The organism is Mucilaginibacter segetis (assembly GCF_016522075.1).
GTDB classification, from domain to species: Bacteria; Bacteroidota; Bacteroidia; order Sphingobacteriales; family Sphingobacteriaceae; genus Mucilaginibacter; species Mucilaginibacter segetis.
The window spans coordinates 1,725,261-1,751,184 of record NZ_JAEHFW010000001.1 but is presented as its reverse complement, the minus strand read 5'-3'; the positions used below and the strand labels follow the sequence as shown (position 1 = coordinate 1,751,184).

Sequence of the window (25,924 nt, the reverse complement as noted above, 5' to 3'; positions counted from 1 at the left end):
GTATCAATTTACACATTCAAGATAACCGTATTCGGCTGATTGCCTTATACCATCCATTTACGCTTATTTTTTATTAAAACATGAAAAAGATTATGCTGATGGCTACTGCTGCCATCTTGTTTTCTGCCTGTGGCAGTAATACCGCTAATAAAACCAATACCGATACAACCGCCAAAAAGACGGCCACCATGCAGTACACGTGCACCATGCACCCGGAAGTGTTGAGCAATAAGCCTGGCAAGTGCCCAAAATGCGGCATGACGCTGGTTGAAAAAACGGATAACAAATGATCAGTCAGCTCATCAGCCTGTCTTTAAAAAACAGGTACCTGGTCTTGCTGCTTGCTATCGGCCTGTTTGGCTGGGGCGTGTTTGCCGTACAGCAAAACCCGGTGGATGCCATACCGGATCTTTCAGAGAACCAAGTGATCGTGTTTACCGAGTGGCCGGGGCGGAGCCCCCAACTGATGGAAGACCAGGTGACTTATCCGTTGGTGAGTAATCTGCAGGGTATTCCTGATGTAAAAACCATTAGGGGTACCTCCATGTTCGGGATGAGCTTTGTTTATGTGGTTTTTAAAGATAAAGCCGATGTGTACTGGGCACGAACCCGCGTTTTAGAGCGCCTGAACTATGCCCAGCGCCTGTTGCCGCAGGGCGTTACCCCCACTTTGGGGCCTGATGGTACCGGTGTGGGGCATGTGTTATGGTACACGCTGGATGTAAAAGGTATGAATCTGGGCGAACAACGCGCCTTACAGGACTGGTATATTAAACTTGGCCTGCAAACCGTACCGGGCGTAAGCGAAGTGGCTTCATTTGGCGGCTTCGAGAAGCAGTATCAGGTAAATATTGATCCGCATAAACTCGACTATTATAAAATCCCGTTATCGCGGGTGTTGCGCGCCATCAAAAGTAACAATAATGATGTTGGCGGCCGAAAATTTGAGATGAATGGAACCGGCTATATTGTACGCGGGTTGGGTTACATTAAAAACCTGAGCGACGTAGAAAACATCAGCGTTGGCGTAGTTAACACTATTCCTGTACTGATCAAAGATATCGCCACCGTACAGATGGGCGGCGACCAGCGCCTGGGTATTTTTGACCGTAATGGCAACGGCGAAGCGGTAGGCGGTATTGTGGTGATGCGCTATGGCGAAAATGCCGAAAAAGTAATTGCCGGGGTAAAAGCAAAAATGGCTGATATCCAGAAAGGACTGCCCTCCGGCGTAAAATTTCATATCGATTATGACCGGAGCGAACTGGTGGGGCATGCGGTAGCATCAGTAAAGCACACGCTGATCGAAGAAATGATTACCGTATCGCTCATTGTGCTTTTGTTTCTGTTCAGTTGGCGCAGCGCGCTCAGCATTATCATCCAGATACCTATTACTGTAGCCACGAGTTTTATCCTGCTAAATGCCTTTGGCATCAGCTCCAACATCATGTCATTAACAGGTATTGCGCTGGCCATAGGTGTTATTGTGGATAACGGCATTGTAATGGCCGAAAATGCGCACCGCAGCCTTGCGCTGGCAGGGCCTGTCGGGAAAAATGATCGTCTGGCTATTATTGAACGTTCCTGCAAGCAGGTGGGTCGCGGTGTGTTTTTCTCAACGCTTATCATCGTCACTTCGTTCTTGCCGGTATTTATGCTGAGCGGTCAGGAGGGTAAGCTATTTGGTCCCTTAGCCTGGACCAAAACCTTTATCCTGGGTGTTGATGCGGTGCTGGCTGTTACGCTGGCACCGGTGCTCATTTCGTTCTTTCTGAAAGGGAAGCTGCGCAGTGAAACAGAAAACCCGCTCAATCGTGCCCTTGAAAAAATATATCATCCCTTACTCAACTGGTGCCTGCGCTGGCGCAAAACCACTCTTGCTATTAACCTGATTGCATTGCTGGTGAGTATACCCCTATTGTTAAGCCTTGGCAGCGAGTTTATGCCGCCGCTTGATGAAGGCTCCATCCTGTTTATGCCGGTTACGCAGCCGGATATTTCTAACACCCAGGCGAAGCAACTATTGCAGGTGCAGGATAAAATCATAAAAAGCCAGCCCGAAGTAGCTGATGTGCTGGGCAAAGCAGGGAGAGCCAATACCGCAACGGACAATGCGCCGCTGAGTATGACGGAAAGCATCATCTTACTTAAACCACGCGATCAATGGCGTAAAGGCATCACTAAAGAAGATATTGTGAATGAACTGAATGCCAAACTACAGATACCAGGCGTAGTAAATGGCTGGACCCAGCCCATCATCAATCGCATCAATATGCTGTCTACCGGCATCCGTACCGATGTGGGTTTGAAGGTTTACGGGCAGAACCTGGACAGCATCAACGCACTTTGCGAAAAAGTGAAAGATGCCTTGCAGGGTATTGATGGTGTGAAAGACCTGTATGCCGAACCGATTAACGGCGGCAGGTACCTGGATATTGTAGTAAACAAAGAAGCCATCAGCCGGTACGGCCTGAGTATTGATGATGTGAACGAGGTGGTGGAAAGTGCATTAGGAGGCGTTAACCTGACCACTACGGTAGAGGGGCGGCAGCGCTTTAGCGTGAACGCCCGTTTTGCGCAGGATTACCGTGATAACCTGGCGGCCATCAAACGTACGCTGGTGCAAACGCCCGGTTTTGGGCCGGTGCCGCTGTCATCAGTGGCCGATATAAACATCAGCGACGGGCCGGCCATGATACAATCAGAAAATGCGCAGTTGCGCGGCACCGTGCTGTTCAATGTACGCGGGCGCGATCTGGGCAGTACGGTGAAAGACGCACAGGAAAAGCTGAACAGCTTGATTAAAGATTTGCCACAGGGCTATTATTTTGAATGGAGCGGGCAGTATGAAAACATGATTCGCGCGGAAGGTACACTCAGGTTTATCTTACCCATTGTGTTGCTTATCATTTTTGGGTGCCTTTACCTGGCCTTCCATTCGGTACGCGAAGCTTTTTTCAGTCTCATCAGCATCCCCTTCGCCCTCATTGGCGGCGCATATATGGTCTACTTCTTCGGCGTGCATTTATCCGTAGCTGTGGCAGTGGGTTTTATCGCTTTGTTTGGCATCGCAGTAGAAACGGGTATCGTGATGGTGATTTATCTTAACGATGCCATGCAGCAACTGGTGGCTCTTAAAGGCAACTCCGCAGAAACCATTACCCGGGCCGATCTGCGCACTTATGTAATGAATGGTGCAGTAAAACGCTTGCGGCCCAAGCTCATGACCGTTTGCGTGGCTCTTTTTGGTCTCGTTCCCATATTGTGGGCAACAGGTACCGGTAGTGATGTAATGCGCCCTATCGTGTTACCCATGATCGGTGGTGTGCTTACCTCTTCTACACATATTTTGTTGGTTACGCCACTCATTTTTTTGATGGTAAAAGAGTATGAGCTTAAAAAGCACGGTAAACTGGATGTACTGGAAGTAAAAGAATAAGACAATGAGAACAAAATTAATGATCTGTTGCGCGTTGCCGCTTATCCTCATTTCACTCCACACAAAGGCACAGCAGGTGTTAACCTTAGACAGTGTGCTGTCTCTTGTAGCTAAAAACCCGGCTTTGAGTGCTTTTGATGCGCAGGCAAATGCAGAAAATGCCTATGCCGAGGGTGCAAAAAACCTGGATGCGCCCAAGCTTAGCGCCGGGCAGTTTATGACGCCTTATAAAACGAACCCCAATATGGGTGCTTTTATGGTAACCGGAGAGCAAATGTTTACTAATCCGGCCAAACTAAAGGCAAAAAAGCAATTTGAACAAGCAAAGGCTTCTGTAACCCTTGCTGATAAGTCAGCTTTGCAAAACCAATTATTTGCACAGGCCCGGGAAGCTTATGCTGTCCGTGTGGTGTTGGAGAAAAAGCTAAACTTGTTACAAAACATACAAGCGTTGTTTGATTATATGCTAAAGGATGCCAATATCAGGCTTACCTATAACAAAGAAAAACTGAGCAATATTTACAAGGTAAAGGCGCGGCTTTATCAATTGGATAATACCCGTGCACAGCTACAGAATGAGGTTAACCAGCAAAATATAATGCTCAATACCTTGATGAACCGTGATCCTTCGGCTGTGTTTGCAGTGGATACCAATATTGTTGCACAGGCATTCCCTTTACTATCCTCTGATACCGCCTCACTCGCCTCTGCACGAAGCGATATCAAAAGTATAGACCGAAATATTGATCTGCACCAATTGCAGGCCAAAATGGCTTATAGCGAACGTAAGCCTGATTTTGGCATCCAGGCAGGTCACATGTTTACTTACGGAGCTAACCCCGATCAGTATACGTTGATGGCATCGGTTACTATCCCAATTTCACCATGGTCGTCTAAACGATATAAAGCCGACTTAAAAGGTCTTGGTTATGAGGTAGCTGCCTTGCAGCAGCAGCGGCTTGATGTGCTTAACCGGGCCAGGGGGCAGCTGGCTGCTCTGGAAGCGTCCATTCAAAGCCAGCAAAAACAATTGGATAACGACAGCACAAGGATTATACCCGCATTTCAGCATGCTTATAAAACGGCGTTGCTGACGTACGAGCAAAATACGGGCGACCTGCCAGCCGTACTGGATGCCATAGATGATTTACAACAGGCCCGCATGGCCGCCTTAGATGACATGCAGGCGCTATTTACCTTACAGATAGCTTATGAAAAAGAACTGGAGAAATATTAGTATGCTATGTGCTTTGTTGTTATTGGCAGCCTGCTCGGGCAGCACAAAACAACAACCCGAAGTAACACAAACCCAGGCATCATTTTATTATACCTGTTCTATGCACCCGCAGGTACATGAAGATAAACCAGGCAATTGCCCTATTTGTGGTATGACGCTGGTAAAGAAAAGCGAGGAACCGGTAGAACAAACGCTGATAGATTTGCAAACGGTAATGCGCCCGGTAAACGCTTCTGTTATTGCTCATATAAAAACAGTACATCCCACAGAAAAAACCATGGCTGATACGGTGCATGCGGCAGGTTATCTGGCGTTTGACACCCGCCGCTTTAATAATATTGCAGCCCGATTTTCGGGCCGGATTGAAAAGCTATATATAAAATATTCTTTTCAGCAGATACGCAAAGGGCAGCGGATTATGGACATATATAGCCCTGAAATGGTCACCGCACAGCAGGACCTGCTTTATCTGCAACAAACCTCATCGAACGAGCCCGGGCTTATAAAAGCAGCACGCGATCGTTTGCTACTACTGGGCATGACTGAAGCGCAGATCAGTACGCTTATCCGTACTGGTCGCCCTTTCTATAGCTTGCCCGTTTATAGTAATTATAGCGGCCATGTTCATGATGCAACCCACAGCCAAATGATGAATGCAGGCGCAGGCAATAACAACTACAACCAGACGACGCCTTTAAACCTGCGCGAGGGCATGTATGTGCAAAAGGGACAAACGCTGTTCCAGGTGCTGGATGAGCACCAGGTATGGGCCCTGCTCAAAATAAAACCGGCCGATGTTTCCGGCATACGGGTTGGGCAGCCGGTTACCCTTACCATCCCAGATGCGAGCATGACGATGACGGGAGAAGTTAATTTCATAGCGCCAATACAGACTGCCGACAAGACGACCACCGTTCGTGTTTACCTGGAAAATCATGACCACCACATGCACGTGGGCAGTGTGCTCCGGGGTGACATTGCAGCCGGTTCAAAAAAAGGCTTATGGCTACCCCGCGCCGCCGTGCTCAGCCTCGGTCAACAAAGCATGGTCTGGTTGAAAAACGCCGGTGTTTACGAAGCGCAGGCGGTTAGCACCGGCTTGAGCCGCAACAACGAAGTACAGATTACCACCGGACTTTCCACTACAGACAGTGTTGCCGCCGATGCGCAGTACCTGGTAGGCAGCGACAGTTTTATTAAAACCCGAAACGGAAATGACTAAGACAACAATTCTACTTTCAGCGTTGGCTTTTGTATTGCTGATGACAGCATGTCATTCAGACAAAAAGAAGACTCAAATAGAAGCCAAACAACAGCAAAGCTTTTATTATACCTGCTCCATGCACCCACAGGTACATGAAACGCATCCGGGCAATTGTCCCGTTTGCGGAATGAAGCTTATCAAAGTTGATCAGGTGCACGAGCCGGGCATGAACAGCATCCGGCTTACTGATTTACAATTGAAGCTGGCCAATATACATACAGACACTGTGCGGGAGACGGGCATTAGTACAGAGAAAGTGCTCACCGGCACCGTTACCACTGATGAAAACACAGCCGATCAGCTGAGCGCACGACTTCCGGGACGTATTGAACAACTGTTTGTACGTTCGGTAGGTGAACAAGTGCGGATTGGTGAGCCCGTTTACCGGATTTATAGCGAGGAACTGCTGGAAGCCGAACGCTCATTTCTTCTGGCAAAGGCACAGCAGCAACAGCTACACAACCCTGATATGGACTACCAGGCCCTTGTGGCTGCCGCCCGCCAGAAACTTAAGCTATGGGGATTGACCACTAAACAGATTGATGCACTTGCCCGCACCGGGCAGGCTTCCGCTACGACCGGTATTTTAAGCACGGTCGGCGGCACGGTAACCGAGATCGGCGTACATGAGGGTGATTATGTAACCGAGGGTTTCCCCGTTTTGCGGGTTTACCAGCTCAACCGGCTTTGGGTGGAGGCACAGGTCTACACGGGCGAAATCGCCCAATACCGCGAAGGCGACAAGGTAAAAGTGGATATTCAGGAGCTGCCCCAGCAGGGCCTCAGCGGAACAATCAGTTTCATTAACCCTGAACTGTCGGACGATGCTGCGCTCACCCTGATTCGGGTAGGCATACCTAATCCGGACGGTCTCATCCGACCGGGTATGCAGGCCAAGGTATACACGGGTAAAAGCGCACAGGTGCAGGCGGTACCGGTGCCAGCTGTGTTACGCGACGGTCAGGGCAGTGCAGTATGGGTGAAAAATGCCGATGGCAGCTTTTCGGCAAAAAGAATTGAAACAGGCGAGGCGGGAAACGGAATGATACAGGTGCGCTCAGGCCTGCAGGCAGGCACTGTAGTGGTTACCTCGGGCGCCTACCTGCTTAACAGCGAAATGCTTTTCCGGCATGGCACCCAGCACAATATGACCGGTATGAAAATGTAGGTCAAACAGAAAGGGACAGGTTTTTATTATTCATTTATTAAAGCAAAGATCATGATGCAACATCGTTACAGGATTAATGGCATGCACTGCAATGGCTGCCGGGATAAAGTAGAAAAAGCATTGAATCAGCTACAAGGCGTTTCCGCAAAAGTAACCCTGGAACCGCCGCAGGCGGTTATCGACATGGAAACACATATTCCCCTGGAACAATTACAGCATGCTGTGGCGCAGGCTGGAGATTACACCCTGGCAGCAGATCACGGCACCGGCAAGCCCGTGCCACACAAACATTCCCAGGCGCATAGCCGGCCATCGCCTATGGGAACTGGGTCAGGTACCTATTATTGTCCCATGCATTGCGAGGGTGAAAAGACTTACGACAAACCCGGCAATTGCCCGGTATGTGGGATGGACCTGGTGCAGCAGCCTGCCAGGGTAAGTCAAACGAAATATACCTGCCCTATGCATCCCGAAATTATACGGGATCAGCCGGGGGCCTGCCCGATCTGCGGAATGGAGCTGGTGGCTATGAACAACAGCGAGGACGAAGACCGGACCTATCAGCAACTTCTCAGGAAATTAAAGATCGCAGCCGGATTTACCCTGCCCATCTTTATCATTTCCATGAGCGAAATGCTGACCAATAATCCTTTGTTCAGGTTAATGCCGGTAACCTACTGGAACTGGGTGCAGTTCGCGCTCTCGCTCCCGGTGGTGTTTTATGCCACCTGGATGTTCTTTGAGCGGGCCTGGCGCTCGGTCATTACCTGGAACCTGAACATGTTCACGCTGATCGGCATCGGTGCCGGCGTGTCCTGGCTGTTCAGCGTGGTTGCACTGCTTATGCCGGATAGCTTTCCGGATGAATTTAAGACGCATCACGGAACGGTGTATCTCTATTTCGAAGCTGCTGCTGTTATCCTTACACTGGTATTGTTAGGACAATTGCTCGAAGCCCGCGCGCATGGTAAAACCAACAGCGCTATACGGGAACTACTCAAGCTGGCCCCAAACCAGGCGACGCTGATCAAAGATGGTAAAGAAGAGGTTGTTTCCATTGATAGCATCCGTGCCGGCGACCTGCTGCGGGTAAAGCCGGGCGAAAAAATTCCGGTAGACGGGAGCATACAGGAAGGCCAGGCGGTAATAGACGAATCTATGATCACCGGGGAGCCGGTACCCGTAGAAAAACAACAGGGCGATGCGGTTAAAGCAGGTACCATCAATGGCAACAAAACCTTTATCATGATTGCGGAAAAAGTCGGGTCCGATACACTGCTTGCCCAGATCATCGACATGGTAAACACCGCCAGCCGCTCGAAAGCGCCTATCCAGCAAACGGCCGACCGGATCTCCGGTTATTTTGTACCGGCAGTGGTGCTGATCGCGGTCATTACCTTTGTCATATGGGCGATTTGGGGGCCGGAGCCCTCGCTGGTCTATGGTTTTGTGAATGCGGTAGCGGTGCTGATCATTGCCTGCCCCTGCGCCCTGGGACTGGCCACACCGATGTCCATCATGGTCGGTGTGGGCAAAGGCGCGCAATCAGGCATACTGATCAAGAACGCCGGAGCCCTGGAAGCGATGAACGCCATTCGAGTGGTAGTGATCGATAAGACCGGCACCGTTACCGAGGGCAAGCCGTCGGTGGAACAGGTTGCCGGCCGGGAGAATGGCCTTTCCGAAAACGAATTGCTGGAAAGACTCGTCGCCCTGAATGCCAACAGTGAGCACCCGCTGGCGCAGGCCATCCTGAAATATGGAAAAGAAAAAAATATCTCCGTACAGCCGGTCTCTAATTTCGAGGCCGTTACCGGCAAAGGCGTAACCGGGTTGTTCAACCAGGCAAAACTTGGCCTAGGCAATCAAAAGCTGATGGACGAACTTGAGGTGAACATTCCACCGGATATGCAAAAGCAGGCTTCCGAAGCACAGCGGGCGGGAAAAACGGTTTCTTATTTGTCGGCGGGCCAGCTGGCGCTTGGCTTTGTGGTGATTTCAGACAAAATAAAACCGGACGCCAGACAAGCCATACAGCAACTGCATGAGGAAGGAATGCAGGTGCTGATGTTCACCGGTGACAATGCGGATACGGCCAGTGCTGTGAGTATAGCAATTAATCTGGATGGCTTTAAGGCCCAGTTACTGCCGCAGGATAAACTGAACGAGGTCAGGAAACTGCAGGCAGCGGGTAAGCAAGTAGCCATGGCCGGCGACGGTATCAACGACGCGCCGGCGCTTTCGCAGGCAGATATCGGGATCGCCATGGGTACCGGTACCGATGTCGCCATTGAAAGCGCAGACATTACCCTGGTAGAAGGAGACATCCGCGGTATTGCTAAAGCAAGGCGCCTGAGTGAAAAGGTGATGGGCAATATCCGGCAGAACCTGTTTTTTGCACTGGGCTATAATGTGCTCGGCATTCCGCTGGCAGCCGGTGTACTCTACCCTGCGTTTGGGCTGCTGCTATCGCCAATGATCGCTGCGCTGGCCATGAGCTTCAGTTCGGTATCCGTCATTGGGAATGCTTTGAGGCTGAGGCGGACCAAGCTGTAAAACAAAAGCCGGGTCACGCTGTTTTTTAGAGATGAAAAACGCCCATTACGGAAAGTTTGCGGCCATGCTGGCCGTTTCTTTCGTCCTGATGTACGGGATCATGTTCCTGAATGTGAATGAGCCGGACCATATTTATCTGAATATGACCCGGTTCTATATGACCCTGATGATGATCTCGGCGATGGCCGTGCTCATGCTGGCCATGATGCCGGTGATGTACCCGGATAAACGGAAAAATACCTGGCTGATCCTTTCCGGGGTGCTTGTCTTTATGTTGGCCTTTTTTGGCGTGCATAAGCAGGCGGGTATCGGTGACATCCAGTACATGAAAGGGATGATCCCGCATCATTCTATCGCGATCATGACCAGCGAGAACGCCCATATCAAAGACGGCCGGGTGCGTAAACTGGCCGACGGCATCATCAAAACCCAGGTCAGGGAGATCAAAGAAATGAAGGCCCTGATCGATAGTCTGCAAAAGGCGGGGGAATAGAGGCCCCGTATCAACGATATAATCTATTCGCTTAACGACATCTTTTGTATACGGACAGCGTTCAGGATCGCCAGCAAGGCTACACCCACATCCGCAATGACCGCTTCCCAAAGATTGGCGACACCACCGGCACCCAGAACCAGTACGATCACTTTAACCGTCAAGGCCAGGGTGATGTTCTGCCAGACCACCCGGCTCGTGATCTTACCGGCACGGATAGCGGTAGTAATCTTAGACGGCTGGTCATTCTGGATCACCACATCTGCCGTTTCGATGGTCGCATCGCTACCCAGGCCGCCCATGGCAATTCCGGCATCAGCCAGCGCCACCACCGGCGCGTCGTTAACGCCGTCCCCAACGAAAGCGATCCGTTTTCCTGCATCCTTAAAACCCTGCACCTTTTCCACCTTGCCATCCGGCAACAGGTCACCGAAGGCTTGGTCAATGCCTAAGGTTTTTGCGACCTGTTCTACGACCGCCTGCTTGTCACCGGATAGCATGACCGTTTGCAGCTTCAAACTATGCATCTGCTCAATAGCTTCCTTCGCATCTTCCTTGATCTCATCTGCAATAGTGATGTAACCGGCATATTGATTATCAACCGCAAGTACCACAACGGTATCTACCAAGCCATCTACCTCAGCGGGATAGGTAATATTGAATTTCTTTAAAAGCTTCGCATTCCCCGCCAGTATCGTCTTGCCGTTAACCGTACCCTTTAAACCATGTCCGGCGATTTCTTCGACATTTTCTGCTTTGGTTGCTTTAGCCTTATCGCCAGCATATTCTACCACCGCTTTAGCGATGGGATGCGTAGAGTTGGCTTCGATAGCGGCTGCCAGGCGTACCAGTTCGTCTTTGCCTAAGCTGGACGCTTTGACTTCCTGCACTTTAAACACGCCTTTGGTCAGTGTACCGGTCTTGTCCATGATCACGATATCGATCTTGGTCATCACGTCCAGAAAATTGGAGCCTTTAAATAAGATACCGTTACGCGAGGCCAGCCCAATGCCACCAAAATAACCCAGCGGGATAGAGACCACCAGGGCGCAGGGACAACTGATCACCAGGAATACCAAAGCCCGGTAAAACCACTGGTGAAAGCTATAACTGTCCACAAAAAAGTAGGGTACCAGGCAAACCCCTAAAGCCAAAGCAAAGACAATCGGTGTATAGATCTTGGCAAAGCGGCTGATAAACAGTTGCGTCTGTGATTTACGGGCAGTGGCGTCCTGTACCATTTCGAGTATCTGGCTCAACTTGCTGTCCTTAAACAGCGATTTAACCTGCACTTCGCTTACTTTGTCCAGGTTGATCATCCCGGCCAGCACCTTTTCCCCTTTTCGTTTGGTATCCGGCTTACTTTCGCCGGTCAGCGCTGCCGTATTAAAGCTGGCGGCATCCGAAAAAAGCTCGCCGTCCAGCGCTACTTTCTCACCGGCCTTTACCTGGATGATCTCATCCACCCTGACCGTCTTGGGGTCTACTTCACGGCTTTGGCCGTTGCGGATCACCGTCACTTGATCGGGCCGGATATCCAGCAGCGCCTTGATGCTTCTTTTAGCACGGTCTACCGCTGCGTCCTGGAACCATTCGCCGATGGAATAAAAAACCATTACGGCCACGCCTTCACTATACGAACCGATACTGAACGCGCCGATGGTCGCCACGCTCATCAGGAAGAACTCGTTAAAAAAATCATAGTGCCTGGCCTTGCGCCAGGCCATGCCCAACACGGTGTACCCGGATAAGCCGAAAGCGATCAAAAAGATAATGAGGTTAACGGGAAACGGTGGCTGATATTTGAAACCGTATTCCAGCGTCAGCATTACGGCCAATATCAGTAAGGCAGTCAGTAAGGGCCAGTGACCCCGCCAGCCTTCTTCCTGATGATTGTCGCCGCCCTGCATATCCAGGACTTCTTCGGTATTCAATCTTTTATTTTTTTCAGCAGGCGCTTTGCCGGGCTGCTGTTCATTTCCACAACATTCTTTACGCATAATAATTGTCTGAATTTGTCTTAAGTTTCATGCCGAGACTACGTAATCGATGATCCGCCTTATTCTGACCCGAGCCGGGATTCTTTTCTTCCTTGCCATCCTGGTTTAAGATAGATCTAATCATCATCTCCAACTGCTTTTTGAGCGGACAGGATGTAAAATGCGCCGCTAGTCACAATCTTCGCCCCTTTCGGCAGCGGGGTAATGAGTTTAATTTCGGTATAACCCAGGTCATTTACCCCTGATACCACTTCCGCCTGCCCGAAGACATATTGTTTGCCGCCTTCCTTATCGTCCGTCATTTGCTTCAAATGGTAAATGTATGCTTTACCGCCTGATTTCACGATAGCACCGGAAGGTACCGCAGTAACCTGCTGCTGGCCGACATCGATCAGTGCGGAGACATACATACCCTGGATGAGGTTGTTTTTAGCCGCCTGTTCAATGACCGCATGGGCAATAATAGCTTTGCTTTCATTTTCAAAGGACTGGTTGATGCCATAGATCTTACCCGTGATCTCCCGGTTATCCTGGTTCGTCAGCACAAAACTGACCTGCTGGCCCGCTTTAACCTTAAAGAGATCTTTTTCATACACGATCAGATCGCAATGCACTTTCGAGTTGTCTACGATATTCATCAGCGGCCTGGCGGGTTCCACGTAAGAACCGGTCTCGATCCCGATCTTACCTACTGTGCCGGAGATGGGTGCAAATACCGGTATGCTGCTGGTCACACTGCCACGCGAAGCAGCGGCAGGATCGATGCCCAGTTGCCTGAGCTGGCCGCGTAACGAGGCCACTTTGGCCTGTTCACTCCGCAGCGTACTTTCAGCTTGCTGGTAAACCTTACCGGTACCGGCATTGGCTTCATTTAATTCGCGCTGGCGCTCATATTCCTTTGTCGCGTAAGCCAGGCTTGACAAAGCGCTGGTGTAATCCTGTTGTAACTGGATCACCTGCGTATTCCCGATCGACGCCAGTTTTTGCCCTTTGTTCACATGTTGCCCTTCAAGTACAAAAACTTGTTTCACGATACCGCCTAACAGTAAGGTAACCTCAGCGCGGTTCTGGGGTGGCACTTCCAGTTGTCCGCTGGCCTTGACCACTGCTTTCAGATTCTTTTCTTCCAGCGTGCCGAGTTTGATGCCCACGGCATCCAGCTGGCCTTGAGTTAAACGGATACCTTCCGGATCTTCTTCTGTTTTGCCTTTTTCTTCGGTGGCGTCCTTTTCATTGCTGCTCTTGTCTGATGGGTCAGAACAGGCGGATAAGATCAGCAAGCTGATCAGTACTAAGCTTAGCAGCGGCTTTTTGCCTAAATATTTTAATTTCATGATTATCATTGCAGATTGTTGGTCAAGTATTGTAATTCAATAACCGCACGGTTATAGTCGTGAATAGCGGCGAGGTAGTTGAGACGCAGGTTCATGGCCTGTGTAATATTCTGTACAAATTCCACGTAACCGATCTCGCCTTTCTCATAAGCAAAACGGGCAATGCGCACCTGCTCTGCGGCTTGCTTGAGGCCGGCATCGCTGTAGAAGTTCAGCGCCTCTTCATATTTGGCCATTTCCTGTAATTGCTGCTGATAGGCTTTGTTCAATAAGGTATAAGCATATTGCTGCTCCGCCTGCGCGATCTGTTGCCCGACACGGGCCGCTTTGATCTTGCTTTTTTGCGCTCCGAAGAACAGCGGCACGGCAACGCTTAGCTGAAAGCCCGCGATGCGGGTACCGGGGAAGTAGTTACGGTCGATATTTGCAGGATTGAACGCGCCGATGAGCAATTGTTGCTGGTAACCCAGCGTAATATCCGGTAAATAACCGCTTTGCTCCGCTTTTACCTGCGCACCGGCCACTACGCTGCGCTGCTCATAATAAGCCAGCTGGGGATGCTTAGCCATGGCGGTACTATCTACCTTTGCAGGAGCAGCCAGTTTTTTGAGGGAGGTCGGTGCTATTGATGGCAGGTAGTCCACATTCAGCAATTGCTGTAATTCCTGCCGGGCGATCAATACATCGGCGGCTGCTTTTTTTAGTGTTACGCCGGTCTCTTTATAGGCGTTTGTGGCGGATAGCTGTTCCAGGTAATTCGTTTCGCCGGTTTTGTAACGAAGCGCTGCCCGTTGTGCAAATTGCTGATACAGGCTGTCCTGACTTTTCAGCTGTTGCCATTTATTCTGTTCATAGATCAACTGGTAATAGGCCAAGCTTACCTGCTTTACCAGTTCTTTTTCGCTCAACAGGCGAGCCTTATCGCTGAGCGTCGTTTGTGCCTTCAATACTTTAGCCTGGGCCGAATAGACGGTCGGAAAGGCAAAGCTTTGGGTTATGCCCAGGCTGTTCCCGTTATTACCACCGGAGGTCGGGTCCTGGGTAACGGTAAGCCCGGTTTTACCCGGATCAAAAGCTGTTCCCTGCAAGGCGCTGTTCTGGCTGACCTCCAGTGCCGACTGCCGCAGCTGCGGATTGTTACGGACCGCCAGTTGGATGCTTTCACGCAAGGTCAGCGGCGGGTTTTGTTGCGCCCGTGCAGTCGTGCCGCACAGCAGGCCGCCTGTTATGATCAACAGGATCGTTAAGGGCTTATGACTTAAGGCCATAGACTGTCGTGCTTTAGGTGGATGATTTTTGGTGAACAAGATGTATAATACGGGAAGCACCAGCAAAGTGAGCAGCGTCGCCGATACCAGCCCGCCGATGACAACAGTAGCCAGCGGCCTTTGTACTTCAGCCCCGGCGGTGGAGGAAAGCGCCATGGGCAAAAAACCCAGCGATGCTACCGCTGCGGTCATGATCACCGGGCGAAGCCTGACCTCGGTGCCTTTTTTCACCCGCGCTACAATATCAGTAATACCTTCTGCCTGCAACTGGTTGAAGTAACCGATCAGTACAATGCCGTTCAGCACCGCCACCCCAAATAAGGCAATAAAGCCGACACCGGCGCTGATACTGAAGGGCATACCGCGAAGGTATAAGGCTGCCACGCCGCCCACCGCCGCCAGCGGCACCGCCGAAAAGATCAGCAGGGTTTCGCGCAGGGAGCGGAAGGTAAAGAAAAGCAGTACCAATATAAGCAATAAAGCAACCGGTACGGCAATGGCCAGTCGTCCCTTGGCTTCCTCCAGGTTCCGGAACTGGCCGCCATAGGTTGTATAATAGCCTGCCGGTAATTTCAGCTTTTCGCTTAAGAGTTTCTGTATTTCTTTGACCGTGCTTTCAACATCCCGGTCACGCACATTAAAGCCTACATAGATACGGCGCTTGCCATCCTCCCGGGTGATCTGTGCCGGTGCATCTTCGAATTTAACGGTGGCGACCTGGCTTAACGGCACCTTGTTCCCATCCGGCAGGGGGATAAACAGGTTTTCGACATGGGTGATATCCGAACGCTCCTTACGATCCAGGCGCAATACGATCTCAAAACGCTTTTCACCCTCGAACAGGACACCGGCCGCCTTTCCGGCAAAAGCCGTGCTGAGCACGGTATTGACGTCCTCAATGTTCAGCCCGTACTGGGCGATCTTATGACGGTCGTACGCCACGTTGATTTCCGGCAAGCCGCTTACCCGTTCCACCATAGGCTCGCTTACTCCTTTAACCGGCCGGATCAATGCCGCTACCCGGTCAGCCTGGGCATCCAGCACATCCATATCATCACCAAAGATTTTAATGGCTACGTCCTGCCGGATGCCGGTCATCAGTTCGTTAAAGCGCATTTGCATCGGCTGGGTAACTTCCACGTTAATTCCAGGTATGGTGGCCAGCGTTTCTTCAATCCTTTCCATCATTTCTTCCCGGGTTCCGGCAGAGGTCCACTCCTCTTTTGGCTTCATGGACAACATCATGTCCGCCCGTTCGATCGGCATAGGGTCGGTCGGCACTTCGGAGCTGCCGATACGCGTAACCACCTGTTTGATCTCGGGAAACTTTTGTTTCAGCAGTTTTTCAGCCATACCGAAAGTTTCGACCACCTGGCTCAGCGAAGTGCCCTGCATCATCGCGATCTCTACGGTAAGGTCGCCTTCTTCCAAGGTCGGGATAAACTCGCCACCCATATGGCTAAAGCCCCACACGGCCAGCGCCAGCAAAGCCGCCGCTAAGGCCACCGTCAGCCTTTTAGCCCGCAGTACGGCATGCAGCACGGGCCGGTAAATACGCTGCAGGGCATCCATGATGCAGTCGGCGATGGTGCGTTTGTGCTGCGTTTTCTTGCTCAGGAACAGCGCGCTGGCCATGGGCACATACGTTAACGACAAAATGAAAGCGCCCAGAATGGCAAAGGCGACCGTTTCGGCCATCGGACGGAACATTTTACCTTCAATGCCGGCCAGGGCAAAGAGCGGCAGGTAAACGATCAGGATGATGATTTCCCCGAAGGCCGCGCTGTCGCGTATTCTGGATGCTGCCTCATACACTTCTCCATCCATTTCCTGCTGCTTTAGCAGCGGTTTGTTGGTAAAACGTTTGCTGTCGGTGATCCGGTGAACGATGGCTTCCACAATAATGACCGCGCCATCCACGATCAGGCCGAAATCTATGGCGCCCAGGCTCATCAGGTTGCCTGATACACCGAAGAGGTTCATGAGCGTAAAGGCAAACAGCATGGCCAGTGGGATCACCGAGGCGACGATCAGCCCGGCGCGCCAGTTACCCAGCAACAGCACCAGTACGAGTACCACGATCAAACCACCTTCGACCAGGTTGCGCTCTACCGTACCCATCGCCCGGTTCACCAGTTCCGTCCGGTCAATAAAAGGCTCCATGACCACGCCTTCCGGCAGCGACTTTTGGACCTGTTTTACTTTTTCCTTGACCCGTTTGACCACCTCGCTGAAGTTTTCCCCCTTAAGCATAAGGGCAACGCCCGCGACCACCTCCCCTTCGCCATTCCGGGTTACTGCCCCGTAGCGTGTAGCGCTGCCAATTTGTACTTTAGCTATATCCCCGATGACCACGGGCGCGTTGCCGCGGTTCTTGACCACGATATGTTCGAGGTCGTCAATGGATGTTACCTGACCCAGTCCGCGGATAAAGTAGACGTTGCTGCGCTGCTCGATGTAGGAACCGCCGGTGTTCTGGTTGTTTTTTTCCAGGGCATTATAAATATCGCTGATCGTAATGTCCAGGCTGTTGAGTCTTTCGTTGTCAATAGCGATCTCATACTGTTTCACGTAACCGCCCCAGCCGCTGATCTCGGCAATGCCGGGCGTGCCGGCCAACTGGCGGCGTACGATCCAGTCCTGTATGGTGCGCAGGTCGGTCGCGCTGAATTTGTGTTCATACCCCGGCCTGGTATGGAGAACATACTGATAAATTTCCCCCAGGCCGGTGGTGATGGGGGCCAGCGCGGGCTCACCTGTATCTTTAGGGATCTGCCCCTCTGCTGCTTTCAGGCCTTCACTGATTTGCTGGCGCGCCCAGTAAATATCCGCGTTGTCTTCAAAAACAACCGTGATCACGGATAAGCCTGAACGGGAGATCGACCGTTTTTCGATTACTTTGGGTACGTTAGCAATGGCCAGCTCGATCGGCGCGGTAATATATTGCTCGACCTCCTGTGCGCCTAAGGTCGGGGCCTGGGTGATGATTTGCACCTGGTTATTGGTAATATCAGGCTGCGCGTCAATAGGTAAGCGGTTCAGCGAATAGATGCCGGCCACCACCAGTATAAAAATGAATACGCCCACGATCAGCTTGTTCCTGATCGAGAACGCGATAATCTTATCAAACATGAATGTGTTGGATTAATACGTAAATAATAGTCTGAATTTGACGGGTCAAACCCAGTGCAATAACTAAAGCGTATTAACCGATTGAGGCGGCTGCCAGATAGAAAGGACCTGATCCGCTAACGCAGGAACTGATGGTTGTGCATAATCCTGCTTAACCGGCACTTCAACAGCGGAGGCCAAAGTGAGCTGCGGGGTAAGCGTACGGACAGTGGAACAGCAGGTACAGGTACACAAAGGGGTGCAGGTCTCTTTGCCCGCGCTTTCCTCGTGGTGATGTGCTTGCTGAATGCTTGTGGTGTTGATCGTGAAGCCTGCATCATCCTTATCCTGGCAAGGCAGGATGCCCAGCAATGTCATATACAGGCATAAAATGATATTCAGCAACTTCATTTTTCCAAAGATATTAATATTTTATGAGTAACTATCATCAAAGCCTGGGCCGCCGTGGCCGCTTTGGCCTGGCAGTTGCGTCCAAAGGCGCTGCTTTACGGTGAACGGGCGTTGCTTCCGGTACGATATTTAAACTTAATTCGCGATCACCGACCAGCATCCCGTTTAATTGCCCGATGGCCTGATAGGCATGGGTTTCATCGGCCACTTCTATAAAGCCATAGCCTTTGCATTTTTTGGTGGCGCGGTCGCGCACAAGTTTGATGGTCAGCACATCGGCATAGGGCGCAATGATCTGCACCAGTTCCATTTCTGTCATGTCCAATGGAAAACCGCCGATAAAGAGTTTGATCATATCGGACAAAGGTAATATTAAATGATCAACCGGAAAGTCAGGTTGACGCGGGGCTTCATGGGTTTGACCGACTTGGCAATGCGGTGTTCCCAATTTTCCTGCAAACCTGCTTTCATGAGCAGAAAAGAGCCATGCTCCAGTTTGATGGAATAATGTTCTTTATGATTGGCCTTATTACGAATATCAAAATTTCGCACCTGCCCGAAACTCACCGAGGCAATCACCGGCTGACTGCCCATGATACTTTCCTTATCGCTATGCCAGGCCACCGAATCATTACCGTCACGATAATAGTTCAACAGGACGCTGTTAAATTTAATTGCTGCCAATGGTTCGACCAGTGATTTAATATACAGCAGTTCCGGCGTCCAGGGCAAAGTCCCTGCTGTCCGCTCCGTCTCTCCATACCAACAGGTCAACCTTGGCGTCAGGTACATCTTATCCCACAGTTTCTGCGTGCTTTGTTTCCACGGCGTATCCGAAATAAGCTTTTTCAACAACGCATCACTGGTTTGTGCATCAATAAAACCGGGCAGGTATTTCAGTAATTCCGTTGGCAAGCCCCTACTCTGCCCTGCCTCCGCAAAAAAACTCAACTGCTCCATAATCCTTCCATATGATACTGAATAAACTTACCCAGTTGCTCCTGCTCTGCCACGGTCAATTCCTCCCCGTCGTAAATCCAATAGCCCTGGTCGTCAAATAAAATCCGGCCCAAATAACCGGCTTCAAATGCCGTATACAAATGATAAACCAGCGCCGCATCGGAACATTTCATATCAGGAATAATACTGACCACTTCATCAGGCCCATGTTTCCGTTTGATCCAGGCATTCATAAAACAAATATCGGATTTTCTTATATATATACTAAAAATATTAGCAATTTTTACATCCGGAATTATTATTCGTTAATGCTGCCCCGGGGACCGGTCGAGATAGATCAGGGTGAGTACAGCGGTATCATACACAATATGCGAGGCAATGGCGGGCCAGAGATCACCTTTATGTTTTACCGTAATCCAGGTCCAGTATAATCCACCGAGCGTAGCGGGGATTACGCCTAACCAGCCTTGCTGGATATGGTAAAGGCCGAAGAGTAACGAGGCGATTCCTGCGCTGTAATACCGGGCCCCTGGAACCTTACCCGCTAACCGGGTAACGCCCCAGCGGATAAAACCCCGGAAAGCCAGCTCCTCATAAACGCCACCCACTAGCCATGCGGCCAGTACGGTCATCAGGTAGACCTGCAGGTTGCCAATCAAAAAATTATATTCTGTATAGCCATTTGCGTGTCCGGCTGCAATATAACGGGCCAGCGGAATATAAACACCTAGCATGAAACCCAGCCAGACCAGGCCGGATAACACGCCGATGAATAGCTTTTTAACGGATAGGCCATTTAGGCCTAAACCCATAGCTTTCAGGCTTAGTCCTTGACGCAATAAATAAAGCCAGATGAATAAGAAGCAAACGAGGGCATAACTATAAAAAGGCAATGGCGCCCAGTGTGGGAACAGGACAATAAATAGGATACCGCCGATCAACGGCAACTTGCGCTGAAGGGATCTAAGGCTTAAGGGCTTCATCGGATTTAAGTTGGGTTAAAGAACTGGTGGTAACACTCAACCGTGAATCATCCTGTAAGTGCGGAAAAATGGATGTGCTGTGTAAGGATCCCAAATCGGCGGAACTTCCTCCCGCAAGGTCGAGCCACAAAGTTTCGGTTTGATTGTCGTCTTGGAAAAAAGTTGCTGATGAACCCGTGGCCCGCAAGGATAATCGTTCTACATTGAGCCTTTTAACACGCAGTAAGGACCTGTTTTGCTGACTGAGCAGCAGGCTGTCTTGGCTTAAACCGGTTAGATCACCGTTGATGCCGGAAAGCCGGAGCGCAGCCAGGTGAGGTACGGTAATAATCAGTCCGGTGGTACATTCCTCAGGGGACTGGTACTGTTGGTTGGCTACCGAGAAACGGATGAACGCGGTATCGGCACGCTGTTCCAGCCGGAAAAACGGCTTCCGGGAATTCATTAGCATTACCCTGAAGGAATCACCTTGCATCACCCGGACGATATACCCATTGCCACCCCGGATAGCCAGTACCCGAAAAGGGTGGATCGTTACGGCACTAAAGTTCTTATAGGGATCATTCAGGTCTATATGCCGGTACTGGACGGCGAGCATTTCATCAGTGAAACCTATACCGGCGGTAAATAATAACCCGAATAACAATAACAAACGGTTGCTCTTTTTCATGCGGTGATCTCCTTTTCCATTAATTTGAGGTAAGCGATATAGATCAGAAAGCAGGGCAGTAACCAGCCAAGCAGGTCAACCAAGTGTTGCGCCAACGCTGGCAGGTACACATAGATATTCTCGTTTTCATGTACAAATTGAAAATAGCCATACGGTAAGCTGCTGGTAATCCTGGCTTCACCGGTAAGCATTTTCATCAACACGACATTGCCACTCGCGGCCAGGATAAAATACAACAAGAGCAAGAGCACGGTTTTTATGATGGCCGCCTTTTTAAAGCTCAGGCTGCCGATCAGCAGCCACAACTGGATATTGATGAAGGTAAGGTAGCAGGTGTAAAAACCGTTTTCGAAAATAGCCGAGTGTAAAACACCAGCGGATGAACCTGCAACCACGCCGTAAAATAATGTTTCGACAATTTGAAAAAGCAAGGTAAACCCTACTCCGTAGAAAATAATACTATGCAACAAAAAGATCAGTATTTTCTGACCGGCAGAAGCAGGCAGGCCCAGCAGCCAGATGCTATCTGCGGGGCGGCTTAGTTCCTTATATAACCATCCGGAAAAAGCGATTCCGCCGCCGAACAGGCCGATCAGGAAGATACCATTGCCCTGCGCACCCGGAAAGCTTTCGCGCCAGTGCCAGCCAATAAAGAAAAACAGCAATAGCACTACTGTTAAAGCAAGGCCCGTTAAGCCATAGGCCTGCCGGTTTTCCAGCCACTGCCGACGGTTCAGCGCGGCTATTTTTTTGAAAGATAAAGCCATTGACTGTTTCATGAGCGCTGATCGATCACCCGGTTAAACAATATTTCTAGATCAAGCGGTTCGGGGCTGAAATATTCCGTGAGGGCTGCCTTATCCGCCTGTAGCAAGATCTGCCCCTGGTCGATCATGATCACATTATCGATGAGGTTATCCAGGTCTTTGACCTGGTGGGTTGACATGATGGTCAGCCTGTCGCAGCAACCGGCACTGCGAACAATGTCCCGGAACTGGAGCTTGGAGGGAATATCCAGCCCATTTGTCGGCTCATCCATAATCAGCACCGCGGTATTTGCCGCCAGGGCAAAGGCGATATAGACTTTCTTCTTTTGGCCAAAGGACAGTCTGCGTAAATGGCTGTCCGGCGGGACACGGAATATCCGGAGATATTCCTCAAACTGATGGAGATTGAAGTTGGGGTAAAATCCCTGGTATATCCGGAGAAAAACGGGAATGGTGACCGGCGGCAATTGGCATTCCTCCGGAATGAAGAACAACTGTTCGAGCATATCCGGATCACGGTGCCTTGCTTCCCGCCCATTAAGGGTACAGGAACCATGCACTGGGAACAGCAAACCGGCCATTTGTTTAATCAGGCTCGACTTTCCGGCACCGTTCCTGCCCAGCAGGCCATACACCTTACCCGGATGTAAGGTCAGGTTTAAACCCTCAAATAATTGCTGGCCTTTGCGGTAACCATAACTTAAATATTTGATAACGATCATGATGCAAATAGACAGCGATCGACAGTTAGGAACAAATCCATTCGACGAAGGGCCGGATATTTCCAACAGAGGGACACCTGAAGACAACCAGCATCTGTTTCTATTGTTCGTTGGCGTAAATGCGTGCTCCGTTGTTTATTTAACAGGCTTTGTCGAATAGATTTCGGAGCGCGCTCGAAGATCGGTCTATTTGTATAAAAAACCTGTTATGGCCCATCCCTTAAAATTTTCAGCCTGGCAAAAAGTTACCGGCTATTTCCTCGTCATCATCGGCGCTGCCTGGCTGGCCAGCCGCATATTAGTACTGGACAGCATCTTTTTTTATTTCGGCATTGCGTTGCTGCTCAGCTACCTGCTGCTGCGTTCGGAAGGCCGGACTTTATTGAGCCTGGGTATCAAACCGGAAGGACGCCGGGACTGGCAGGACTTTTTCTGGGGAATCGTTATCGGCATCATGGCCTTATTGATCAGTGCCGGTGTGACGATCTGGCTGAACGGGAGCCGGTTGGAATTTACCGGGCGTATTGATCCGGTCTTCCTGCTGATATTGATCCTTATCCACCTGTGGTCCTCTTTTGCGCAGGAGTTTACCTATAGGGGTTATCCATTTCAGCGGCTGTTGCGCGCCTACGGGCCCTGGGTGGCGCAACTGGTAATCACGCTGCCCTTTGCCGTTATGCATCTCAAACTTAATACAACAATCACGATAGAACAGTTCCTGATGACCTGGCTCACTACCGGCTTAGGTTCCATTCTTTATGGCTTGTGTTACCTGAAAACAGGTAAGCTCATCCTGCCCATCGGATTACATATGGGCTGGAACCTGGCGCAAGCACTGGTGCCACGGTCACCGGAAGAAAATAAGACTATGTTATTCCAGCTCATACAACCGGGCGGACATTACCAGCCACTGAATGTGTTATGGCCTTACCTGGGTGTTACCTTGTTACTGATGTCCCTGATCTGGCGGTATCCTAAACGGGTAAGGATATGAAAAAAAATTTGGTGCTCCGCATAGGACTGTTTTACCTGCTCACGCTGGTCATCTTTGCCTTAGCCAATGTGCTGAAACCGCTGTTACTGAGTATGACACTGGCAGCGTTGGGTACGTATGTATTGTCCTTATTTTTCCTGCGCCGGGAGGGATTGTCGCCTGCGTCTGTTGGTTTAGCATTCGGACAGCATAGTGTAGTCCGGTTTTGTTGCGGCCTTACAGGCGGACTGCTTATGGCCGGTCTGCAACCTGTTTTTCTGCTGGCAAGCGGTCAGTTTCACCTGGAAAGGGTACATCCCTCAGCGGGACCGGTCATCTTGCAACTCTCGGTTTACCTGGCCGCCGCCTGCCGGGAAGAACTGGTTTTCCGCGGTTATTCACTTCGCCGCTTAGACCAGCAATACGGGCTATGGATTGCGCAGGCTGTACTCTTCGTGCTGTTTGCCCTGGAGCATAAAATAACCGGCATGAGCTGGCTGACCGCGTTTGTAGGTGCCGGAAGCGGCGCGCTGCTTTTCGGTTTGGCCAGTTTAAAAAGCCGGGGCCTGGCGCTGCCGCTCGGGCTGCACCTTGCCTGGAATGCCGGGCAATGGTTGTTCGGTTTTAAAGGAACGCCGGGACTATGGCGTGCCGTAGTGGAACCAGGATATGCCGAACAGGCGGAGTTTTTGGGGTATGCAGCTTATGGGGTCGCTGTTGGCATCGCCGCTATAATTATTTACTTTTATTATCGTCATGAAAATCACCGAGCGCATACACCTGCTGAATCCCAGGCCTAAAGAACGGATTGGATACCATCTGTTATTTTGGCTGGTACTATTTGCGCTGCGCCTGTATTTAACGGCCATTACCTTTAATGTCTATTCCGGTTTTGCCGTTACCGAGGTAATGTTGCTTAACCTGTGCAGCACAGCACTGGTCGCCGCGGTTTACTACCTACTGACCGGCCCGCTGTGGCATTGGGCCGGGAAGGGACGATGGGGAATCGCCATACCCGGTATAATACTGGCCATAATAGTTTATACGGTACTGGATGCCGGCTTTGAACAAATGATCCTCTCGACTTGCGCCAATTGCCTGGTCATACTTAAAGCGCATCAGGTGGATTATTATGGCTTACTACAATCAGGGATGATCAACATCGTGTTAAAGCGCCTGCTCAGCCTGGGCACGCCCTTTATGCTGTTACTTACCCTCAGCATTCCTTTATGTATCAAGCTGGCACTTAACAGCTGGCGCAGCCAGGTTAATGCTTTGCAGTTGGCCAAGCAAAATATCGAACTGGAATTTAATTTTTTAAAGTCCCAGGTTAACCCGCATTTCCTGTTCAATACCATGAACAATATTTACGGTCTGATCATACAGGAAGATACTATTCGCTCCGCTGCGATGGTCGCACGTTTGTCGGGGCTATTGCGTTATATGCTCTACGAAACGAATGAAAGTTACCTGCCGTTGGACAGAGAGATCAAGTTGTTGCAGGACTATACGGCACTGGAAAAAGTGCGACTGAACGACACGGTGGTAAAAACGGCCATTAGTACCGATGCCGGAGACTATACCATGCCGCCTTTATTATTGGTTCCGTTGCTGGAAAACGCCTTTAAGTTTTGTTCGGATGGCCCGGGCGCTTACATTGACCTTTTTCTGGACGTATTGCAGGGACGGCTGCGTTTTACACTGGACAATACGGTTGAACCCGGCAGGACAGCTGAATCCGGCCGCGGTATCGGGCTGGCCAACTTCCGGAAACGGCTGGAAATGTATTATCCCGGCCGCCATAGTTACGAAATCAGTTTGCAGGACAGCGTATACAGCGTACATTTAAGCATCGACCTGTTATGAAAAATATCAATTGTCTGATCATAGATGATGAACCAATTGCCCGCGATATTTTAAGGACTTATATCGGGCGAATGCCGGAACTTGTCCTGGTGGGTGAATGCAAAAACGCCACCGAAGCCTATGAGGCTTTGCACAGGTACCCGGTTGATGTGGTCTTTCTGGACATCCAGATGCCGGTCATCACCGGTACTACCTTCTTACGCTCCCTGCAAAAACCGCCGCTGGTGGTATTCACCACTGCTTATGCGGAACATGCCGTGGAAGGCTTTGAGCTGAATGCGGTGGATTACCTGTTAAAACCCATCACGTTTGACCGGTTCTGCCAGGCTATCCAGAAACTTCAGCAAAAACCAAGCGGGCCGGCGTTGCCTCAGGAAAGGCCGACGGCTATTTTCGTCCGGCAGGACACCCGCCTGGTCAAAGTCGATTTCGACGAACTGGTCTATATTCAGGCCGAACGTGATTTTTGTTCCCTATACCTCAGCGGCGGTCTGCGTTTGCTTGTGGGCATGCACCTGAAATTGCTGGAGGACCTGCTGCCGTCGGATCAGTTTATGCGGGTGCACCGTTCTTTTATGATCAACATTAATAAGATCAAAGCCATCAAAGGCAATATGATCGAGATCAGCGAAACGGAAATACCCATCGGCAGCAATTATCGGGACAGTCTTTTTGAACGGCTGAGATTACAACGGTAGATCC

At 50.5% G+C, this 25,924-nt stretch carries 22 protein-coding genes; 11 read left to right on the top strand and 11 right to left on the bottom strand.

Annotated features, from left to right (window positions below):
- Window positions 1–80: 80 nt before the first annotated feature.
- From I5M19_RS07960 to I5M19_RS07930, 7 genes are read left to right on the top strand one after another with little or no spacing between them, the layout of a single operon-like run.
- Window positions 81–290, top strand: coding sequence for a heavy metal-binding domain-containing protein (locus I5M19_RS07960; protein WP_200065670.1), 210 nt, complete (start codon window positions 81–83; stop codon window positions 288–290).
- Window positions 287–3,439, top strand: coding sequence for an efflux RND transporter permease subunit (locus tag I5M19_RS07955; protein ID WP_200065669.1), 3,153 nt, complete (start codon window positions 287–289; stop codon window positions 3,437–3,439). Before I5M19_RS07960 ends, I5M19_RS07955 begins: the two co-directional genes overlap by 4 nt.
- A gap of 4 nt (window positions 3,440–3,443) precedes the next feature.
- On the top strand, window positions 3,444–4,676 hold the full coding sequence (locus I5M19_RS07950) for a TolC family protein (RefSeq protein ID WP_200065668.1): 1,233 nt from the start codon (window positions 3,444–3,446) through the stop codon (window positions 4,674–4,676).
- Window positions 4,651–5,898 (top strand): efflux RND transporter periplasmic adaptor subunit, encoded by a 1,248-nt coding sequence (locus I5M19_RS07945; protein ID WP_200065667.1) that lies wholly within the window; start codon window positions 4,651–4,653, stop codon window positions 5,896–5,898. Before I5M19_RS07950 ends, I5M19_RS07945 begins: the two co-directional genes overlap by 26 nt.
- Window positions 5,891–7,108: an efflux RND transporter periplasmic adaptor subunit gene (locus tag I5M19_RS07940; protein ID WP_200065666.1), complete on the top strand. Its 1,218-nt coding sequence runs from the start codon at window positions 5,891–5,893 to the stop codon at window positions 7,106–7,108. The genes I5M19_RS07945 and I5M19_RS07940 overlap by 8 nt, the downstream gene beginning before the upstream one ends.
- A 51-nt stretch (window positions 7,109–7,159) precedes the next feature.
- Complete coding sequence (locus I5M19_RS07935) at window positions 7,160–9,664, top strand: heavy metal translocating P-type ATPase (RefSeq protein ID WP_317193221.1); 2,505 nt, start codon at window positions 7,160–7,162, stop codon at window positions 9,662–9,664.
- A 31-nt stretch (window positions 9,665–9,695) separates the two neighbouring features.
- Entirely contained in the window at window positions 9,696–10,157 is a 462-nt protein-coding gene (locus tag I5M19_RS07930) for a DUF305 domain-containing protein (protein ID WP_200065665.1), read from the top strand.
- 23 nt (window positions 10,158–10,180) lie between these two features.
- Here I5M19_RS07930 and I5M19_RS07925 read toward each other — a convergent pair whose 3' ends face one another.
- From I5M19_RS07925 to I5M19_RS07875, 11 genes are all read right to left on the bottom strand, one after another.
- Window positions 10,181–12,157 carry a heavy metal translocating P-type ATPase gene (locus I5M19_RS07925; protein ID WP_200065664.1) on the bottom strand — a complete coding sequence of 659 codons (1,977 nt, stop codon included), beginning with the start codon at window positions 12,155–12,157 and terminating at the stop codon, window positions 10,181–10,183.
- 116 nt (window positions 12,158–12,273) lie between these two features.
- The gene (locus tag I5M19_RS07920) at window positions 12,274–13,491 is read right to left on the bottom strand and encodes an efflux RND transporter periplasmic adaptor subunit (protein ID WP_200065663.1); all 1,218 of its coding nucleotides are present in this window, start codon (window positions 13,489–13,491) and stop codon (window positions 12,274–12,276) included.
- Window positions 13,492–13,496: 5 nt separating this feature from the next.
- Window positions 13,497–17,891, bottom strand: a complete 4,395-nt coding sequence (locus tag I5M19_RS07915) for a CusA/CzcA family heavy metal efflux RND transporter (RefSeq protein WP_200065662.1) — start codon at window positions 17,889–17,891, stop codon at window positions 13,497–13,499.
- Between the two features lie 63 nt (window positions 17,892–17,954).
- Window positions 17,955–18,281, bottom strand: coding sequence for a DUF6660 family protein (locus I5M19_RS07910; RefSeq protein WP_200065661.1), 327 nt, complete (start codon window positions 18,279–18,281; stop codon window positions 17,955–17,957).
- Window positions 18,282–18,318: 37 nt separating this feature from the next.
- Window positions 18,319–18,636 carry an RNA recognition motif domain-containing protein gene (locus I5M19_RS07905; protein ID WP_200065660.1) on the bottom strand — a complete coding sequence of 106 codons (318 nt, stop codon included), beginning with the start codon at window positions 18,634–18,636 and terminating at the stop codon, window positions 18,319–18,321.
- 17 nt (window positions 18,637–18,653) lie between these two features.
- Complete coding sequence (locus I5M19_RS07900) at window positions 18,654–19,241, bottom strand: alpha-ketoglutarate-dependent dioxygenase AlkB family protein (RefSeq protein ID WP_200065659.1); 588 nt, start codon at window positions 19,239–19,241, stop codon at window positions 18,654–18,656.
- Window positions 19,229–19,474, bottom strand: coding sequence for a hypothetical protein (locus tag I5M19_RS07895; RefSeq protein ID WP_200065658.1), 246 nt, complete (start codon window positions 19,472–19,474; stop codon window positions 19,229–19,231). Before I5M19_RS07895 ends, I5M19_RS07900 begins: the two co-directional genes overlap by 13 nt.
- Window positions 19,475–19,546: 72 nt before the next feature.
- Window positions 19,547–20,080: a CPBP family intramembrane glutamic endopeptidase gene (locus tag I5M19_RS07890; RefSeq protein WP_200065657.1), complete on the bottom strand. Its 534-nt coding sequence runs from the start codon at window positions 20,078–20,080 to the stop codon at window positions 19,547–19,549.
- A gap of 124 nt (window positions 20,081–20,204) precedes the next feature.
- Window positions 20,205–20,894: a GIN domain-containing protein gene (locus I5M19_RS07885; protein ID WP_200065656.1), complete on the bottom strand. Its 690-nt coding sequence runs from the start codon at window positions 20,892–20,894 to the stop codon at window positions 20,205–20,207.
- Entirely contained in the window at window positions 20,891–21,673 is a 783-nt protein-coding gene (locus tag I5M19_RS07880) for a hypothetical protein (protein WP_200065655.1), read from the bottom strand. Before I5M19_RS07880 ends, I5M19_RS07885 begins: the two co-directional genes overlap by 4 nt.
- Window positions 21,670–22,383, bottom strand: coding sequence for an ABC transporter ATP-binding protein (locus I5M19_RS07875; RefSeq protein WP_200065654.1), 714 nt, complete (start codon window positions 22,381–22,383; stop codon window positions 21,670–21,672). Before I5M19_RS07875 ends, I5M19_RS07880 begins: the two co-directional genes overlap by 4 nt.
- Window positions 22,384–22,591: 208 nt before the next feature.
- Between I5M19_RS07875 and I5M19_RS07870 the strand changes: the two genes are divergently transcribed.
- From I5M19_RS07870 to I5M19_RS07855, 4 genes are read left to right on the top strand one after another with little or no spacing between them, the layout of a single operon-like run.
- The gene (locus I5M19_RS07870; protein ID WP_200065653.1) at window positions 22,592–23,377 is read left to right on the top strand and encodes a CPBP family intramembrane glutamic endopeptidase; all 786 of its coding nucleotides are present in this window, start codon (window positions 22,592–22,594) and stop codon (window positions 23,375–23,377) included.
- Window positions 23,374–24,156, top strand: coding sequence for a CPBP family intramembrane glutamic endopeptidase (locus I5M19_RS07865; RefSeq protein WP_200065652.1), 783 nt, complete (start codon window positions 23,374–23,376; stop codon window positions 24,154–24,156). Before I5M19_RS07870 ends, I5M19_RS07865 begins: the two co-directional genes overlap by 4 nt.
- The gene (locus I5M19_RS07860; protein ID WP_200065651.1) at window positions 24,113–25,222 is read left to right on the top strand and encodes a sensor histidine kinase; all 1,110 of its coding nucleotides are present in this window, start codon (window positions 24,113–24,115) and stop codon (window positions 25,220–25,222) included. The genes I5M19_RS07865 and I5M19_RS07860 overlap by 44 nt, the downstream gene beginning before the upstream one ends.
- Window positions 25,219–25,920, top strand: a complete 702-nt coding sequence (locus tag I5M19_RS07855; protein WP_200065650.1) for a LytR/AlgR family response regulator transcription factor — start codon at window positions 25,219–25,221, stop codon at window positions 25,918–25,920. Before I5M19_RS07860 ends, I5M19_RS07855 begins: the two co-directional genes overlap by 4 nt.
- The last annotated feature ends 4 nt before the right edge of the window (window positions 25,921–25,924 follow it).

Excerpts from the sequence above, each read along its gene's own strand:
- I5M19_RS07920 (WP_200065663.1), bottom strand. The coding sequence starts at position 13,491 with ATGAAATTAAAATATTTAGGCAAAAAGCCGCTGCTAAGCTTAGTACTG.
- I5M19_RS07945 (WP_200065667.1), top strand. The coding sequence starts at position 4,651 with ATGAAAAAGAACTGGAGAAATATTAGTATGCTATGTGCTTTGTTGTTA.
- I5M19_RS07880 (WP_200065655.1), bottom strand. The coding sequence starts at position 21,673 with ATGAAACAGTCAATGGCTTTATCTTTCAAAAAAATAGCCGCGCTGAAC.
- I5M19_RS07885 (WP_200065656.1), bottom strand. The coding sequence starts at position 20,894 with ATGAAAAAGAGCAACCGTTTGTTATTGTTATTCGGGTTATTATTTACC.
- I5M19_RS07910 (WP_200065661.1), bottom strand. The coding sequence starts at position 18,281 with ATGAAGTTGCTGAATATCATTTTATGCCTGTATATGACATTGCTGGGC.
- I5M19_RS07875 (WP_200065654.1), bottom strand. The coding sequence starts at position 22,383 with ATGATCGTTATCAAATATTTAAGTTATGGTTACCGCAAAGGCCAGCAA.
- I5M19_RS07865 (WP_200065652.1), top strand. The coding sequence starts at position 23,374 with ATGAAAAAAAATTTGGTGCTCCGCATAGGACTGTTTTACCTGCTCACG.
- I5M19_RS07895 (WP_200065658.1), bottom strand. The coding sequence starts at position 19,474 with ATGAATGCCTGGATCAAACGGAAACATGGGCCTGATGAAGTGGTCAGT.
- I5M19_RS07960 (WP_200065670.1), top strand. The coding sequence starts at position 81 with ATGAAAAAGATTATGCTGATGGCTACTGCTGCCATCTTGTTTTCTGCC.
- I5M19_RS07905 (WP_200065660.1), bottom strand. The coding sequence starts at position 18,636 with ATGATCAAACTCTTTATCGGCGGTTTTCCATTGGACATGACAGAAATG.
- I5M19_RS07855 (WP_200065650.1), top strand. The coding sequence starts at position 25,219 with ATGAAAAATATCAATTGTCTGATCATAGATGATGAACCAATTGCCCGC.
- I5M19_RS07940 (WP_200065666.1), top strand. The coding sequence starts at position 5,891 with ATGACTAAGACAACAATTCTACTTTCAGCGTTGGCTTTTGTATTGCTG.
- I5M19_RS07955 (WP_200065669.1), top strand. The coding sequence starts at position 287 with ATGATCAGTCAGCTCATCAGCCTGTCTTTAAAAAACAGGTACCTGGTC.
- I5M19_RS07900 (WP_200065659.1), bottom strand. The coding sequence starts at position 19,241 with ATGGAGCAGTTGAGTTTTTTTGCGGAGGCAGGGCAGAGTAGGGGCTTG.
- I5M19_RS07870 (WP_200065653.1), top strand. The coding sequence starts at position 22,592 with ATGGCCCATCCCTTAAAATTTTCAGCCTGGCAAAAAGTTACCGGCTAT.
- I5M19_RS07950 (WP_200065668.1), top strand. The coding sequence starts at position 3,444 with ATGAGAACAAAATTAATGATCTGTTGCGCGTTGCCGCTTATCCTCATT.
- I5M19_RS07925 (WP_200065664.1), bottom strand. The coding sequence starts at position 12,157 with ATGCGTAAAGAATGTTGTGGAAATGAACAGCAGCCCGGCAAAGCGCCT.
- I5M19_RS07930 (WP_200065665.1), top strand. The coding sequence starts at position 9,696 with ATGAAAAACGCCCATTACGGAAAGTTTGCGGCCATGCTGGCCGTTTCT.
- I5M19_RS07935 (WP_317193221.1), top strand. The coding sequence starts at position 7,160 with ATGATGCAACATCGTTACAGGATTAATGGCATGCACTGCAATGGCTGC.
- I5M19_RS07915 (WP_200065662.1), bottom strand. The coding sequence starts at position 17,891 with ATGTTTGATAAGATTATCGCGTTCTCGATCAGGAACAAGCTGATCGTG.
- I5M19_RS07860 (WP_200065651.1), top strand. The coding sequence starts at position 24,113 with ATGAAAATCACCGAGCGCATACACCTGCTGAATCCCAGGCCTAAAGAA.